The organism is Pseudomonas sp. MDT1-17, from assembly GCF_054898105.1.
The window spans coordinates 2,502,230-2,519,061 of record NZ_JBUBVM010000001.1; the positions used below are offsets into that span (position 1 = coordinate 2,502,230).

The 16,832-nt window shown below is 58.9% G+C and carries 9 protein-coding genes, 1 other RNA gene and 2 pseudogenes; 8 read left to right on the plus strand and 4 right to left on the minus strand.

Annotated elements, in window-relative coordinates; translation table 11 throughout:
• The first annotated feature begins 2 nt into the window (after positions 1-2).
• From smc to ACYZTX_RS11590, 4 genes are all read left to right on the plus strand, one after another.
• Complete coding sequence (gene smc, locus ACYZTX_RS11575) at positions 3-3,491, plus strand: chromosome segregation protein SMC (RefSeq protein ID WP_462034155.1); 3,489 nt, start codon at positions 3-5, stop codon at positions 3,489-3,491.
• A gap of 258 nt (positions 3,492-3,749) precedes the next feature.
• Complete coding sequence (gene zipA, locus ACYZTX_RS11580) at positions 3,750-4,604, plus strand: cell division protein ZipA (RefSeq protein ID WP_462034156.1); 855 nt, start codon at positions 3,750-3,752, stop codon at positions 4,602-4,604.
• Positions 4,605-4,744: 140 nt separating this feature from the next.
• Positions 4,745-7,102: an NAD-dependent DNA ligase LigA gene (gene ligA / locus ACYZTX_RS11585; protein WP_462034157.1), complete on the plus strand. Its 2,358-nt coding sequence runs from the start codon at positions 4,745-4,747 to the stop codon at positions 7,100-7,102.
• An 80-nt stretch (positions 7,103-7,182) separates the two neighbouring features.
• Positions 7,183-8,346 (plus strand): zinc-binding metallopeptidase family protein, encoded by a 1,164-nt coding sequence (locus ACYZTX_RS11590; RefSeq protein WP_462034158.1) that lies wholly within the window; start codon positions 7,183-7,185, stop codon positions 8,344-8,346.
• A 165-nt stretch (positions 8,347-8,511) separates the two neighbouring features.
• Here ACYZTX_RS11590 and ACYZTX_RS11595 read toward each other — a convergent pair whose 3' ends face one another.
• Both ACYZTX_RS11595 and ACYZTX_RS11600 read right to left on the minus strand, forming a co-directional pair.
• On the minus strand, positions 8,512-9,495 hold the full coding sequence (locus ACYZTX_RS11595) for a hypothetical protein (protein ID WP_462034159.1): 984 nt from the start codon (positions 9,493-9,495) through the stop codon (positions 8,512-8,514).
• A 20-nt stretch (positions 9,496-9,515) separates the two neighbouring features.
• On the minus strand, positions 9,516-11,225 hold the full coding sequence (locus ACYZTX_RS11600) for a M60 family metallopeptidase (protein WP_462034160.1): 1,710 nt from the start codon (positions 11,223-11,225) through the stop codon (positions 9,516-9,518).
• Between the two features lie 234 nt (positions 11,226-11,459).
• On the opposite strand from ACYZTX_RS11600, the pseudogene ACYZTX_RS11605 reads away from it, so the two are divergent.
• Both ACYZTX_RS11605 and ffs read left to right on the plus strand, forming a co-directional pair.
• Positions 11,460-11,627 (plus strand): annotated as a pseudogene (locus ACYZTX_RS11605) (redoxin family protein); the annotation flags it as partial.
• Positions 11,628-11,857: 230 nt separating this feature from the next.
• Positions 11,858-11,954, plus strand: an RNA gene (gene ffs, locus ACYZTX_RS11610) — signal recognition particle sRNA small type.
• Positions 11,955-12,137: 183 nt separating this feature from the next.
• On the opposite strand, the gene ACYZTX_RS11615 is transcribed toward ffs, so the two are convergent.
• Positions 12,138-12,452: a helix-turn-helix domain-containing protein gene (locus tag ACYZTX_RS11615; RefSeq protein WP_462034161.1), complete on the minus strand. Its 315-nt coding sequence runs from the start codon at positions 12,450-12,452 to the stop codon at positions 12,138-12,140.
• 283 nt (positions 12,453-12,735) lie between these two features.
• Here ACYZTX_RS11615 and ACYZTX_RS11620 point away from each other — a divergent pair, with 283 nt between their 5' ends.
• Positions 12,736-14,436, plus strand: a complete 1,701-nt coding sequence (locus ACYZTX_RS11620; protein WP_462034162.1) for a putative bifunctional diguanylate cyclase/phosphodiesterase — start codon at positions 12,736-12,738, stop codon at positions 14,434-14,436.
• Here ACYZTX_RS11620 and ACYZTX_RS11625 read toward each other — a convergent pair.
• Positions 14,433-14,603: pseudogene (locus tag ACYZTX_RS11625) on the minus strand (amino acid ABC transporter substrate-binding protein); the annotation flags it as partial. The gene ACYZTX_RS11620 and the pseudogene ACYZTX_RS11625 sit on opposite strands and share 4 nt — an antisense overlap.
• 95 nt (positions 14,604-14,698) lie before the next feature.
• Here ACYZTX_RS11625 and dnaX point away from each other — a divergent pair.
• The gene (gene dnaX / locus ACYZTX_RS11630) at positions 14,699-16,795 is read left to right on the plus strand and encodes a DNA polymerase III subunit gamma/tau (RefSeq protein ID WP_462034164.1); all 2,097 of its coding nucleotides are present in this window, start codon (positions 14,699-14,701) and stop codon (positions 16,793-16,795) included.
• Positions 16,796-16,832: the final 37 nt, after the last annotated feature.

The window sequence follows — 16,832 nt, forward strand, 5'->3', positions numbered from 1 at the left end:
GCGTGCGGCTAAAGTGCATCAAGCTGGCGGGGTTCAAATCCTTCGTCGACCCGACCACAGTGAACTTCCCCAGTAACATGGCGGCCGTGGTCGGGCCCAATGGCTGCGGCAAGTCGAACATCATCGACGCCGTCCGCTGGGTGATGGGCGAAAGTTCGGCCAAGAACCTGCGCGGCGAGTCGATGACCGACGTCATCTTCAACGGTTCCACCAGCCGTAAGCCGGTGAGCCAGGCGAGTATCGAGCTGGTGTTCGATAACTCCGACGGCACCCTGCTCGGCGAATACGCCGCCTACGCGGAAATTTCCATTCGCCGCAAAGTGACCCGCGACAGCCAGACCACCTATTACCTCAACGGCACCAAATGCCGCCGCCGCGATATCACCGACATCTTCCTCGGTACAGGCCTGGGCCCGCGCAGCTACTCGATCATCGAGCAGGGGATGATCTCCAAGCTGATCGAGTCCAAGCCTGAAGACTTGCGCAACTTTATTGAAGAAGCGGCGGGCATCTCCAAGTACAAGGAGCGTCGGCGCGAGACTGAAAACCGCATTCGTCGCACCCACGAAAACCTGGAACGCTTGACCGACCTGCGTGAAGAACTCGAACGTCAGCTGGAGCGCTTGCACCGCCAGGCCGAAGCTGCCAAGAAGTATCAGGAATGCAAGGGCGAGGAGCGTCAGCTCAAGGCTCAGCTGTCGGCCCTGCGCTGGCAGGCGTTGAACGAGCAGGTCGGTCAGCGCGAAGCGATCATCGGCAATCAGGAAGTCACTTTCGAAGCGTTGGTCGCCGAGCAGCGCAACGCCGACGCGGCTATCGAACGCTTGCGTGACGGTCACCACGACCTGTCCGAGCGCTTCAATCTGGTGCAGGGGCGCTTCTATTCGGTCGGCGGCGACATCGCCCGGGTCGAGCAGAGCATCCAACACGGACAGCAGCGCCTGCGCCAATTGCAGGACGACCTGAAAGAGGCCGAGCGTGCGCGTCTGGAAACCGAGTCTCATCTGGGCCTCGACCGCACCTTGCTGCAGACACTCGGCGAAGAGCTGGACTTGCTCACCCCGGAACAGGAAGTCTCCAGCGCCGCCGCCGAAGAGGCCGCCGCCGCGCTGGAAGAATCCGAAACCACCATGCACGCCTGGCAGGAACAGTGGGACACGTTCAACCTCACCGCTGCCGAGCCTCGTCGCCAATCCGAAGTTCAGCAGTCGCGGATCCAGCAGCTGGAAACCAGCATGGAGCGACTGGCCGATCGTCAGAAGCGTCTTGGCGAGGAGCGCGCGTTGCTGTCGGCGGACCCGGAAGACGCGGCAATCATGGAGCTCAGCGAGCAGTTGGCCGCTTCCGAGGCCACGCTTGAAGATTTGCAGGCCAGCGAAGAAGCCCAGGTCGAACGCCTTGAGCAACTGCGTCAGGAATTGCAATTGGCGCTGCAGAATCAGCAGCAGGCTCAGGGTGATTTGCAGCGTCTGAACGGCCGCCTTGCCTCGCTTGAAGCTTTGCAGCAAGCCGCACTCGACCCGGGCACTGGCACCGCTGAATGGCTGCGCGAGCAGCATTTGGCCGACCGTCCACGTCTGGCCGAAGGCCTGAAAGTCGAAGCCGGTTGGGAGCTGGCGGTGGAGACCGTGCTCGGCGCCGACCTGCAAGCGGTGCTGGTGGATGACTTCGGCGATTTCGATCTGGCCGGTTTTGCCCAAGGCGACTTGCGCTTGCTCAGCCCGGCCAGTGATGGCGCGCGCGTGCCCGGCAGCTTGCTCGATAAAGTGCAAGCGCAGATCGATCTGTCGCCCTGGTTGGGGCAGGTTAAACCGGTCGACAGCCTTGAACAGGCCTTGGCCCTGCGCAGTCAATTGACCGCCGGCGAGAGTCTGATCAGCCGCGATGGTTACTGGGTCGGTCGACACTTTTTGCGTGTGCGTCGGGCCAGTGAAGCGGAAAGCGGTGTGCTGGCTCGTGGTCAGGAAATCCAGCGCCTGGGCCTTGAGCGTGATGAGCGCGAAGCCACGGTCGAGACCCTGGAAACCCAACTTCAAAATCTCAGGGCGCAACAGCGTCAGCAAGAAAACGGTCGCGAACATTTGCGCCGTCTGCTGCAAGACGAAGCGCGTCAGCAAGGTGAGTTGAAAGCTCAGTTATCCGCCGGTAAAGCCAAGGCCGAACAGCTTGAGTTACGTCGTACCCGTCTCGACGAAGAGCTGACCGAGCTGGGCGAGCAGCGTGCACTCGAGCACGAAAACATCGGCGAAGCGCGCCTGCAATTGCAGGAAGCCATCGACAGCATGGCGCTGGACACCGAGCAGCGTGAGTTGCTGCTGGCTCAGCGCGACAGCTTGCGCGAGCGGCTTGATCGGGTGCGTCAGGAAGCCCGGCAGCACAAGGATCACGCGCATCAACTGGCGGTGCGTCTGGGGTCGCTCAAGGCCCAGCATGATTCCACGCGTCAGGCGCTTGAACGTCTGGAAATGCAGTCCGAGCGCCTGACCGAAAAACGCGAACAGCTGAGTCTCAACCTGGAGGAGGGCGAGGCGCCGCTGGAAGAACTGCGGTTGAAACTTGAAGAGCTGCTCGACAAGCGCATGACGGTCGACGAAGAACTCAAGACTGCGCAGATCGCCCTGGAAGACGCGGATCGCGAATTGCGCGACGCCGAGAAGCGCCGCAACCAGGCCGAGCAGCAATCGCAATTGATCCGCAGCCAGCTCGAACAGCAGCGCATGGAATGGCAAGCCCTGAGCGTGCGCCGCAAGACCCTCGAAGATCAATTGCTCGAGGACGGTTATGACCTCCATGGCGTGCTCGCCACGCTGACGACGGAGGCTAACGAGAAAGACGCCGAGGAAGAACTTGAACGCATTGCCGCACGCATTCAGCGACTCGGTGCGATCAACCTCGCGGCCATCGACGAATACCAGCAACAATCCGAGCGTAAACGTTATCTGGATGCGCAGAACGCCGATCTGGTAGAAGCGCTGGATACGCTCGAAAACGTGATTCGCAAGATCGACAAGGAAACCCGTAACCGCTTCAAAGATACCTTTGATCAGATCAATGGCGGATTACAGGCGCTTTTCCCAAAAGTTTTCGGTGGAGGTCGCGCGTATTTGGAACTGACGGGCGAAGATCTACTCGATACAGGGGTGACGATCATGGCGCAGCCGCCCGGTAAGAAGAACAGCACCATCCATTTGCTCTCCGGTGGCGAAAAAGCCCTGACTGCCTTGGCTCTGGTTTTTGCCATCTTCAAGTTGAATCCGGCGCCGTTCTGCATGCTCGATGAAGTTGACGCGCCATTGGATGACGCTAACGTTGGACGCTACGCTCGGCTGGTCAAAGAGATGTCGCAGACGGTGCAGTTCATCTATATCACCCACAACAAGATCGCCATGGAAATGGCCGATCAACTGATGGGCGTTACGATGCACGAGCCGGGTTGTTCGCGTCTGGTGGCAGTGGATGTCGAGGAGGCGATGGCGATGGTGGATGCCTGAAGGGGTGCTTGTAGGAGAGGTGATATTGAGTTGTAGGACCTTTTTACCTGCCCCTACTTGCTGGCCAATCGACATATTCGCGCAAGCCATTGTGACAGACGGTGTAAAGTTGCCTTTGGTCGTGCTAGTTTAATGTCAATTTTTCGTATACGTGGGCAAAACGCCTGTCAGAACATAGAGTTGGCGCCACGTTTTAAAGCGGTTTGCGAGTTGTAAACCCCTTATTTTTCAGCATTTTTTATAGAGGCACGGGATTACATGGAAATCGGTCTGCGCGAGTGGCTGATCGTCATCGGCATTATTGTCATTGCCGGTATTCTTTTCGACGGCTGGCGTCGCATGCGCGGCGGCAAGGGAAAACTGAAATTTCGTCTTGACCGGAGTTTGTCCAATCTGCCGGACGAGGACGCCAGCGCCGAGCTGTTGGGTCCGCCCCGCGTGCTGGATGCCCATAAAGAACCGCAACTGGACGAGCACGATCTGCCGTCGGTGAGCATGCCTGCCCGTGAGCCGCGTGAGTCGGGTTCCAAGCGCGGCAAGCGTGGCCACGGCGAGCCTTCCCAGGGCGACATGAACCTCAGCCTGGATCTGGACGGCGGCCCGAGCTTCAGCAGCCGTGACGACGATTTCCCGGATGACACCAAGGTGTCGGGTTCGGCCAGCGACAAGGAACAACCGCACGCCGAAGAAGTGCTGGTGATCAGCGTGATCTGCCGCGACGCCGCTGGCTTCAAAGGCCCGGCACTGTTGCAGAACATTCTGGAAAGCGGTTTGCGTTTCGGCGAGATGGACATCTTCCACCGTCACGAAAGTATGGCCGGCAATGGCGAAGTCCTGTTCTCGATGGCCAATGCGGTCAAGCCAGGCGTCTTCGATCTGGACGACATCGACCACTTCAGCACACCGGCGGTGAGTTTCTTCCTCGGTCTGCCAGGCCCGCGTCATCCCAAGCAAGCCTTCGACGTGATGGTGGCCGCAGCGCGCAAACTGTCCCAGGAGCTGAACGGTGAGCTCAAAGACGATCAGCGCAGCGTGCTGACCGCCCAGACCATCGAGCACTACCGTCAGCGCATCGTTGAATTCGAACGTCGCGCCCTGACCCAGAAGCGCTAAAGTCAAAAGATCGCAGGCTTCGCCAGCTCCTACAGAAGCTAGCGATCCCTGTAGGAGCTGCCGCAGGCTGCGATTTTTTGATCTTGATTAGATGAGATAGAGCAGCCTCGGCTGCTCTTTTGCTTTATGAGAGAACACCCATGACCGCCGCCAAAAACCGCATTCTAGAGCTGCGCGCTGAGCTGGATCAGCACAACTATCGCTACCACGTGCTGGACGAGCCGAGCATTCCGGACGCCGAATACGATCGGTTGTTCCATGAGCTCAAGGCCCTCGAAGCGGCCAATCCCGAATTGATCACCAGCGACTCGCCGACCCAGCGCGTCGGCAGCGCGGCGCTGTCGGCGTTCACTCAGGTGCGTCACGAAGTGCCGATGCTGAGTCTCGGCAACGCCTTCGAAGAAACGGACATGCGCGAGTTCGATCGTCGGGTAACCGAAGGGCTGGACCTGCCGGTCGGCGATCTGTTCGGTGGCGGCGCGGCGGTGGAATACAGCTGTGAACCCAAGCTCGATGGCCTGGCGGTCAGCCTGCTGTATCAGGACGGCGTGCTGGTGCGCGGAGCCACTCGCGGAGATGGCACGACTGGCGAAGACATCAGCGTCAACGTGCGCACCGTGCGCAACATCCCGCTCAAGCTGCACGGTACTGGCTGGCCAGCGACCCTGGAAGTGCGCGGCGAAGTGTTCATGTCCAAGGCTGGTTTCGAGCGCCTTAACGCCACGCAACTGGAAGTCGGCGGCAAGACCTTCGCCAATCCGCGCAACGCGGCGGCCGGCAGCTTGCGGCAACTGGATTCGAAGATTACCGCCAACCGTCCACTGGAATTCTGCTGTTATGGCATCGGTCAGATTTCCGCCGATATTGCCGATACGCACATTGGCAACCTGCAGCAACTCAAAGCCTGGGGCATGCCGGTCAGTCATGAGTTGAAGCTGGCCAAGGGCATCGATGAATGCCTGGATTACTACCGCGACATCGGTGAGCGCCGCAATTCGCTGCCCTATGAAATCGACGGCGTGGTGTTCAAGGTCAACAGCATCGCGTCCCAGCGTGAACTGGGTTTTCGCGCTCGTGAACCGCGCTGGGCGATTGCTCACAAATTCCCGGCGATGGAAGAGCTCACCGAACTGCTCGACGTGGAATTCCAGGTCGGCCGTACCGGTGCGGTGACGCCCGTAGCGCGCTTGAAACCCGTCAAGGTGGCCGGCGTCACCGTGGCCAATGCGACGTTGCACAACATGGACGAAGTGGCGCGCCTTGGTCTGATGATCGGCGACACTGTGATCATCCGCCGCGCGGGCGACGTGATTCCACAAGTGGTGCAAGTGGTCACCGAGCGCCGCCCCGATAACGCGCGCCCGGTGCAGATTCCCGAGCAGTGCCCGGTCTGCGGCTCGCATGTCGAGCGCACGCAACTGGTCAAGCGCAGCAAGGGTCGCGAAACCGTCAGCGAAGGCGCGGTGTACCGCTGCGTTGGACGTCTGGCCTGCGGTGCGCAACTCAAGCAGGCGATCATTCACTTCGTCTCCCGTCGCGCCATGGACATCGAAGGCCTGGGCGAGAAGAGCGTCGAGCAATTGGTGGATGAAGGCCTGGTGAATTCGCCGGCCGATCTGTACGCCCTGACGTTCGAACAGATTGTCGACCTGGAAGGCTTTGCCGAGCTGTCGAGCAAGAACCTGCTCAGCGCCATCGAAGACAGCAAGAAGCCGGGCCTGGCACGCTTCATCTACGCCCTCGGGATTCCCGATGTCGGCGAAGAGACGGCCAAGGTGCTGGCGCGTTCACTCGGCTCGCTGGAGCGGGTTCAGCAGGCCTTGCCGCAAGTGCTCACGTACTTGCCGGATGTCGGCCTGGAAGTGGCACATGAGATTCACAGCTTCTTTGAAGATGCGCATAACCAGCAGGTGATTACCGATCTGCTGAAGCACGGTCTGCAGATTCAGGATCAGGGCGATCTGGGTGCGGAGTTTGCCGCAAGCACCACGTTGGGCGGTTTCCTCGACAAGTTGCACATCCCTTCGGTGGGGCCGGGTGGCGCGCAGAAATTGGCCGACAAATTTGGTTCGCTGAAAGGGGTTTTCAGCGCCGACTGGCTGGATATGCGTCAGGCACTGCCGGAGAAGCAGGCCACTTCGGTTCGCGAGTTCTTCGTGGTTGCGCAAAATCGTCAAGTTGCTGAATCCGCCGAGAAACAGCTGCGCGATTTCGGCATGCACTGGCAGAGCGAGAAGAAAGTCGTTGAAGGTTTGCCGCTGGCTGGGCAGACCTGGGTGCTGACCGGTTCGCTTGAATTGATGAGCCGCGACATCGCCAAGGACAAGCTGGAAAGCCTCGGCGCCAAGGTGGCGGGCTCGGTATCGGCCAAGACCCACTGCGTGGTCGCTGGGCCAGGCGCTGGCTCCAAGTTGACCAAGGCCAATGAGCTGGGATTGAAGGTGTTGGATGAAGAGGCGTTTGTCGAGTTTCTGAGTAAACACGGTATTGCGGTTTAGTTGATCGTCCCACGCAGTGCGTGGGAACGATCTTTGTCAGCGAATGATCTAGTCTTGGCAAGCCCCAGGGAGAGATCGCCATGTACCGCTTCTTCGAACAGCTCAGTTCACGCATCGCTGCGCCCTTCCTTGGCGAAAGCTCGCGCAACAGCAAGGTCTGGCAGTGCCGCTGCGGGCAGTCGCTGTTTTTTCGCAACAGTCAGTGCCTGGCCTGTTCGGCGGCGTTGGGTTATCAGCCGGAGCAGAGTCGCTTGTCGTCGCTGCAGCCCGGCTTGCAGGCCGACACCTGGTTACTCGACGCCGATCCCGAGGCGGGTGTCTTTCGCCGCTGCGCCAACCTCGATTCCCCGGCCGCGTGCAATTGGCTGCTCCCTGCCAATGACCACGATGCGTTATGCATCGCTTGTAGCCTGAACCACACCATCCCCGACCTGTCGATTCCCGAGAACCACGAACGCTGGCGCAAGGTCGAAACGGCCAAGCGTCGTCTGGTCGCACAGTTGGTCAGCCTTGGTTTGCAGGTGATCCCCAAAACCGTGGACGAAGAGACTGGCCTGGCCTTCGATTTCATTGGTGTCGACCTCGAAGGCAAGCCGCCGACCACCGGTCACGCCAACGGTCTGATCACCCTCGATCTCAAAGAGGCAGACGACGCCCATCGCGAGCAGATTCGGGTGCAGATGCATGAACCTTATCGCACGCTGCTCGGGCATTTTCGTCATGAGGTCGGGCATTACTACTGGGATCGGCTGATCGCCAACAGCCATTGGCTGGAACCGTTCCGCAGCCTGTTCGGCGACGAGCGCGCCAGCTACGCCGAGGCCCTCGAACGGCATTACCAGCAAGGCGCACCGCTCGACTGGCAGCAACATTACGTCAGCGCCTACGCGACCATGCACCCATGGGAGGATTGGGCCGAAACCTGGGCTCATTACCTGCACATGATGGACGCGGTGGATACCGCGTTGGGATTTGGCATGAGCGCGCGGGAAATGGACTTCGACTACAAGCCATTTCCGCCCGACACGCTCTACGATTCACAGCATCCCGGCGGTGCCGCGTTCCTGTCATTCGTCAATGCGTGGATCGAACTGGCGGGCATGCTCAATGAGCTGTCACGCAGCATGGGCCAGCCGGATTTCTACCCGTTCGTCCTGCCGCCGGCAGTGATCGCCAAGCTGCACTTCATCCACTTGGTGATCCAGCAGGAGGGCGGCCGGGCGGATGAGGTGTTGGCGCAGTAAGATCAAAAGTTCACAGCCTGCGGCAGCTCATCTATGGTTACCCCTTTCTGTGTTGTTGACGTGTGTTTGGCTTGCCATTCTCTATCCGGCGTCTGTGCGGGGGGGGGGGGGCGCCCCCGCGGCTTGGCGTTCCACTTGCTTGTCCAGTGTTTTGACCCGGTTGGATTATTTTGTGACGGTGAACCTGTTTTTCACAGTGCCACTGCCTCCCTTGCTTTGTGTGGCCCGCGCTTCCCGCTCGCCAGCAGCTAGTGTCATGCCAACGCAGGACCAATCTCCGTTCGTATTGACAATGGCCGCTCCCACGAAGAACCACTGGCCAGTACGCCGACCCTGCTCGATTGTGATCGTGGCGCCGGGAGTACCCTTGCCCGCATAGACAGGTATGTGATTCTCATCAAACGAAGCACCTTCAGCAGGAAACGTTAAGGTCGAAGGAATCTCAATCACTTTGGAAACCGTAACCGTGAAGTTGTTTCTCGCGAAATCAGTGCCACCGTCGCCTTGCGTCGCCCGCGCTTCCCGCTCGCCAGCAGGGAGTTTCAGGCCAACGTAAGACCAAACTCCGTTCGTGTTGACAATGGCCGCGCCCACCAAGCGCCAGCCGCCAATACGCAGACCCTGCTCGATTTTGACCGTGGCGCCGGGAGTACCCTTGCCCGCATAGACAGGTATGTGATTCTCGTCAAACGAAGCACCTTCAGCAGGAAACGTTAAGGTCGCAGGAATCTGAACCACCTCGGAAACCGTGAAGCTGTTCCTCGCGAAATCAGTGCCACCGTCGCCTTGCGTCGCCCGCGCTTCCCGTTCATTAGCAGTGAGTCGCTGGCCGATGAAGAGCCAGTCCCCGAAAGCATTGACAGTGGCCGTGCCGACCGGATACCACGCGCCCTTGCGCGGACCCTGCTCGATTCTGACCGTCGCGCCCGGAGTACCCTTGCCGCTGTAGATAGGTACATGGTTCTCACCAAACGAAACACCTTCCGCAGGCGAGGTCATTGTGACTGGGGCCTTAATCACCTCCGTGACCGTGAAGACATGTATTTTTACGACTTGCGGGTTGGCCGCCACTGCCTTGCGCCAACCCACAGGGAGTTTCGGACCCACCTTGGACCACTCACCGTTTGTCCCGACATTGACGTTTGCCACAGGTAGCAACAGGTCCCAAATCAAACCCTGCGAGATTTTGACCAGGCTTCCCGGGTACCCTTGCCGGCATACAACGGTTCGTGGTTGACATCAAACGTAGCGCCTGGCTTCGGCGACGTCATTGTCACAGGAATCACATCAGCGACCTCCTTGACTGTGAAGGTATTTCTTGCGAAGCCAGTGCCCCCATTGCTCAATGTTGCCCGCGCTTCCCGCTCACCGGCAGGGAGCGGCAGACCCTGGAGCGACCAGTTACCGGAATCTTTGACCGTGGTCGTTCCAACAGGATGCCAGCGGCCGCCAGGCAGACCCTGCTCGATGGTGACCGTTGCCCCCGGCGAACCTGTACCCTCATATAAAGGTGCGTGGCTCTCACCAAACGACCCCCCGGCTGGAGACGTCAATGTGGCAGGAACCATGAGAGGAGGAGCGTCGCGTTCGATGACGTCGGTGGGTCGGTTCATGTTGTTCCAGATCTCGTGCTTGAGTTCGGGAAGCTTGGCGAGTTCCGAACGGGTCGCGGCATCAAGCGGCATGCCCCACTCCTCGAAGAACCGGGTCAGGTTACGGTTAGCCACTTTCCCGGCGGTGAGCATGAAGTGCCGCTGAACAGCTGGGGCAGTTTCTGGCTCGGGAATACCCGCCGAGTTTTCAATGCGAAACTGTTGGGAAAGTTGAGCGTAAAAGTTACCTCCGAAACCACGGCGGAGTTGGTCGAGCATCAGTAGCTTGAGCCACACGTTGGAAATAGATGAATAGTTACGGTCAGCAATTGGCGTCTTGCGAAACTCGGCCACCGCATTTCGTGTCGGCGTATCGTCTAGAGTGTTTGGAAAACCCAGTGCTTCTTGTACCGCAAGCGATGATAAATTCACCGAGACTTCGCCCATGCCAGCCCAGCGAGCTTCGGGTTGATAGGTGTGGCCTACTTCATGATATAGACCCCACATATCATTTTCGGGGCCCGTTAGAATAGCCGCACCTGCACCAGAGTTGACCTGGAAGGTGATGCGCCCATCCGTAGCTGAAGCATAACCGGCTCCGGTGTCGGGATTGGCGATGTAGATGCGGTTTGAAGATTTATGCGCGACATCGTACGCGTACTTTGATAATCCGTAGAGGGCGTTAGTATGAGCGACGACCGCGTCGAACATGCCGATTCTTCTGTCGAGGTCGATATCAAGTAGCCCCGGAAGAGCCCTGCGGCTCTGAAAGTCACCGATGACATAGTCACCGATAAGCTCGACGAAGGGCGCTGTTTTCCAGCGATTGACCTGCGCACGGAAGTCAGCGTTGGTGGTCACGCCTTTAATGTAGGTGGGAACCGGTTCTCCACCACTCACTTCGACGGTCGCAACGGTGTTGAATATCCGGTTTTGAATGTAGATCATGCCATCGAGCGGCGCCACGATCACGTTCGCCCCCGGATTCAAAGCGAACCGTGCGTGTGACTTCTCCTCCCCGCCATTATGTTCCCCATAGTTCCCAAACAGTCCGATGACCAGTTCGAGACCGCTCAGCAATGGGGAAACGATGACGTTTAATTGAGTGCCTTTCCGGGCATAACGGCCAGTGGGTTGAAGGTTACTGTGGTTAAACCACCGCCCCTCACTTTTCCTGGCTGCATCAGCATCGACTTCTGCATCAGCCCGAAGAATGGACTTTTCATCGGTGACTACCAGTTCAACTGGTTGGAGTGCGTTCGAAAAATTTTCAATGATTGAATTCATGATTTTCTCCATTCGAACAATTGAAGTTGCGCCCGGGGGTATTGATGTATCGATCGCCGGTAGTGCTGTACTGGGCTGTCGAGTTGGTCCGGCCAAACCTGTTAGAAAGCGCCTTCAGCTTTATCTCCAATGCAGGGCTTGTCTACTGTCAAAACTACTAGGTTTTTGTTTGCGGTAAGGTGGAAGCTTGTAGAAGTCGACTATTTCCACAACAGCGTCAGAAGGACTCCGTTCATGGCTCAAGAGCAACCCGGTTCCAAGAGGCCTGTCTTTTCCCTGGTTGCCGGTAATCTGTCCGGTGTGAACCTGGCGAGATTCGCTGACAAGCGCACAATTCTGAATATCTTCCCAAGCGTGGACACCCCAGCCTGCGCCACATCGGTGCGCAAGTTGATTACCAAGCGTTGATCCAGCAGCAAGCCGGCAGGGCGGATGAGGTGTTGGCGCAATAGGATCAAAAGATCGCAGCCCTGTAGTAGCTGCCGAAGGCCGCTACAGGTCACGGTGTTCCAGGGCCAGCGCATGTCCTTGACCGGGCTCATATTTTTTAATCCGCCCGAACGGTTGTAACTTCGTCTCAGACAGGTACAATGGCGCGGCTCGCCGTCAGGTGAGCGTCGTTATGGTGACCCCATCGGTCCCCCCGCAACGATTACCCGTGAACCTGGTCAGACCCGGAAGGGAGCAGCCACAGCGGGAACATTGTGTGCCGGGGTGTGGCTGGTGGGGTTGCCTCCATAACGCACCGCGAGTCCTCTCTCGCGTTATCGGTCAAAAAAATACGTTCTTGTTGCTCTGCCATGGATCTTGTCCGGGGCGGTGTTTTTTCGTTTCCGATTTTTCAGAACGAACCTTTAAAAGGAGGCCGACCTGTCGAATGCGACACGTCGGCCTCCTTTTTTATTTCTGGCACTAAGGTTTGGACAAGGCCTGGTCAACCGCTGCAATCAGCTTTCCCAGATCCTTCGGGGTGGCTTTATGTATGACACCGAACAGATACGCCCGCTGCTCTTCTTCATCGCCTAGATCTGCGAAAAAGGCTTTCAGCTTCACGCCCAGCACATCGGCAAGCAGGAACAAGGCTTCCACGCTGGGGGTGTAGGTGCCGGTTTCGAAGCGGCTGATGGTTTTGGGGTCAAAACCGGTTTTTTCGCCGAGTTCAGCCTGAGTCAGCCCTGCGACCTTGCGGTAGCGCCGAATGGCCGCACCCAAACTTGAAATTTGCATCGCTTAATTCCCATTTAGAATCAAGAACTTAACGATAGATTTTTGCATTAGACAACTGCATGATCCATCACCTTGCTTTGCAAAATGTGATGCGTTTCGTAGAATCGCCGCTCCAAAAGGGTATTTTGGGTCTTTAAGGTTAGTTGATCTCTGCTGTCAGGAGGCCATCAAACACTGTTCATGGAGTGATATCGTGTTGCTGCGCATTACCTATAAAAACATCTCTTCCGGGCATCCTGCACTGGTCGACCGGTACCACCGCTAGCGACAACGAGCCTGACTCATGGATGAGAAGTACCGCAGGGCCGTGGATGCCGCCGCGATTTTTTCCGAGACCGATCTGAGCGGCCGGATCACCCACGTCAACGATCAATTCTGTGCCGTGTCCGGCTATAGCCGCGAAGAACTGCTCGGGCAGAACCATCGCCTCCTCAATTCGGGTCTGCACCCCGCTGATTTCTTCGCGGCTATGTGGCGCACCATCGCCTTGGGCAGCGTCTGGAAAGGCGAGATCTGTAATCGCGCCAAGGATGGCAGCCTGTATTGGGTCGACAGCACCATGGTGCCGGTGCTTGATGACGCCACTGGGCGGGTTGACCGCTATCTTTCGATACGTTTCGACATCAGCGAAAAACGCCAATTGCTGCACTCACTGCAATGGCGAGTGGGGCATGACGTGCTGACCGGGCTGCCGAATCGCGCGTTTCTTTCGGATTTGCTGGATCAGGCGCTGGAGTTCTCCCGGAACGAAAACATCCCGCTGGCGGTGTGCATGCTCGACCTCGACGGCTTCAAAGCGGTCAATGATGGCTACGGGCATGCCAGTGGCGATCTGCTGTTGGTCGAGGTGGCCAAGCGTTTGCGCGCCATTGTGCGCGGTGAAGATGTGGTGGCGCGGCTGGCCGGTGACGAGTTTGTGCTGGTGTTGCGTTACGTGCGTGATCTGCCGGAACTGCGTGCGGCGTTGAACCGGGTGCTCGGCGCCATTTCGGCGCCGTACTCGCTGCATGGCAAGGGTGTCAATGTGTTTGCCAGTATCGGCGTCACCCTGTTCCCTCACGACAATGAAGATGCCGAAACCTTGTTGCGTCATGCCGATCAGGCCATGTACGTGGCGAAACAAAGCGGTCGCAATCGCTTTCATTTGTTCGACGTGTCCCGGGATCAGGAGGTCAAGGCCACACACCAGACGGTCGAGCGAGTGCGCCAGGCATTGGCTGCCGGTGAGTTTCGCGTGCATTTCCAGCCCAAGGTGAATATGCGTCGTGGTGAGGTTGTCGGCCTCGAGGCGTTGTTGCGTTGGGAGCATCCGCAACACGGCATGGTGCCGGCCCGGGAGTTTTTGCCCCTGGTGGAGGAGACGGACCTGATCATCGATATTGGTGAATGGGTGATGGATCAGGTCCTGTCGCAGTTGCACCATTGGCAGCAGGTGGGGCAGGGCTGGCCAGTCAGCATCAATATTGCGGCGCGGCATTTTCAGCGCGCGGATTTCGTCGACCGGCTCAAACACGTGCTCGCCCGGCATGCCCAAGTGGCTCCGCAGATGCTCGATCTGGAGATTGTCGAGTCGGTGGCGATCGAGAACATTCAGCATGTCAGTGACTGTTTACAGGCCTGCCAGGCGCTGGGGGTGCAGTTTTCATTGGGCGACTTTGGCACCGGTTATTCGTCCCTGAGCCACCTCAAGCGATTGCAGACCCAAACCATCAAGATCGACCAGTCGTTTGTACGCGACATCGTCAATGATCGTGATGATCTGGCCCTGACCATGGCGGTCATTGGCCTGGCTCGGGCCTTTGGTCGGCAAGTGATCGCCGAAGGGCTGGAAAGTATCGAGCACGGTGAAATGCTGCTGCGGCTGGGTTGCGAAGTTGCTCAAGGCTATTTCATTGCCCGGCCGATGCCGCCCGCAGACGTGCCGGGCTGGGTCGCGGGGTTTGTTGCGCCGCCGCAATGGCAGATTTTGGAGCAGGCAGGCTAAGGCTTGCCATTGTCCTCGTTGAGTGGCTCGCCACCGATGTAGAGCCGGATAATGTCGTCGATTTCACCGGACATTTTCATTCGCAGCAAGGTGCGCAGAATGCGTTGCACCGGCATCTTGGGGTCGTTACGCATATAACAACCGACATTCTGTTCCTGCAACAGAGACTCTCTTAGCCAGATTAGACGAGCGCACCGGATGCAATTTTGGCCTTGCTCCGCTAGCATTAGCCGCTTCTGTTCCTTCGTTGCGACGGTTTTCGATGAGTTATCAGGTTCTTGCACGTAAATGGCGTCCGCGCTCGTTCCGCGAAATGGTCGGCCAGACCCATGTGCTCAAGGCTCTGATCAATGCCTTGGACAGCCAGCGGCTGCACCACGCCTATCTGTTTACCGGTACCCGCGGGGTTGGCAAGACCACTATCGCGCGGATCATCGCCAAATGCCTGAACTGTGAAACAGGTATCACTTCAACGCCTTGTGGCGATTGTTCGGTGTGCCGTGAGATCGATGAGGGCCGCTTCGTCGACCTGATCGAGATCGACGCCGCGAGCCGGACCAAGGTCGAAGACACCCGCGAACTGCTCGACAACGTGCAGTACGCGCCGAGCCGCGGGCGCTTCAAGGTCTACCTGATCGACGAAGTGCACATGCTCTCCAGCCATTCCTTCAATGCGCTGCTGAAAACCCTTGAAGAGCCGCCGCCCTACGTCAAGTTCATCCTGGCGACGACCGATCCGCAGAAACTTCCTGCAACGATTCTTTCGCGGTGCCTGCAGTTCTCTCTGAAGAACATGACGCCGGAGCGGGTGGTCGAGCATTTGACCCACGTGCTGGGTGTCGAGAATGTGCCGTTCGAAGACGACGCGCTGTGGCTGTTGGGCCGTGCTGCCGACGGTTCGATGCGCGACGCCATGAGCCTGACCGACCAGGCGATCGCCTTCGGTGAAGGCAAAGTCATGGCTGCCGACGTGCGGGCGATGCTCGGCACGCTCGATCACGGTCAGGTCTACGACGTTCTGCATGCGCTGATCGAAGGCGACGCCAAGGCATTGCTCGAAGCCGTCCGTCATCTGGCCGAACAAGGCCCGGACTGGAATGGCGTGCTCTCGGAAATTCTCAACGTGCTGCACCGTGTCGCCATCGCCCAGGCCTTGCCTGAAGGCGTCGACAACGGTCATGGCGACCGTGATCGGGTGCTGGCGCTGGCTCAGGCATTGCCGGCCGAAGACGTGCAGTTCTATTACCAGATGGGGCTGATCGGCCGCCGTGACTTGCCGCTGGCGCCGGACCCGCGCGGTGGTTTCGAAATGGTCCTGCTGCGAATGCTCGCGTTCCGCCCGGCAGACACCGCGGACGCACCGAGGCAACCGCTAAAGCCAGTGGGGATCAGCCAGGCCACAGTTGATTCCGCAAATTCAGTGGCTGCCGCGCCCGTCGTTGCGCCGGTAGTCGCTGTGGCAGTTGCACCGCCAGTGGCAACCGTTGCGCCTGCGCCGGTTGCGGCGTTGGTTGCTCCCGTGCAAGCGCCCGAGCCTGAGCCGGTTGCGCCCATCGTCGTGCCCGAGCCTGTCGCTGCGGCCGTAGAGGTCGAAGCAGCCGTCGATCTGCCCTGGAACGACCCGATAGAACCCGAAGTCGTTCAGGCACCCGCCGTCGAGCCGGTGCTGGAAACGGCCAGCGAACAACCCGAATTGGCGCCGATGCCATTGCCGACCCCCGACAGCGTGGTGCCGGACGCTCCTGAGTGGGCCGCTGCGCCGATTCCAGAGCCGTCGGTGGCCGACGTCGATGCCGCGACGCCGGGCATGGACCTGGATGACGAACCGCCGCTGGACGAGGATTACATCGAGCCGGATATGGAATCGGCCTACAGCTACCTCGATGAACTGGCCAGCGAACACACCGCCGAACCAGTGCCAGAACCCGAGCCAGAACCGGCCGCCATGCCGGCCACCGGTCTGGCGCTGCAATGGCTGGAGCTGTTCCCGAAATTGCCGATCTCCGGCATGACCGGCAGCATCGCCGCCAACTGCACACTGATCGCCGTCGAGGGTGACAACTGGCTGATGCACCTGGACCCGGCTCACAGCGCGTTGTTCAACGCGACTCAACAGCGTCGCTTGAACGATGCGTTGAATCAGTTTCATGGGCGTACGCTGAACCTGAGCATGGAGCTGATCAAGCCCGAGCAGGAAACCCCGGCCCAGGCCGGGTCCCGGCGCCGTGCGAACCGTCAGCGCGAGGCGGAAGAGTCGATCCACGGTGATCCGTTCATCCAGCAAATGATGCAGCAGTTCGGTGCGGTCGTCCGTAACGATACTATTGAACCTGTCGAGACCCTGGTCACTCAGGGCTAATCTGAAGGCGTTCGGCCGAATGGGCCGGGCGCTGTTT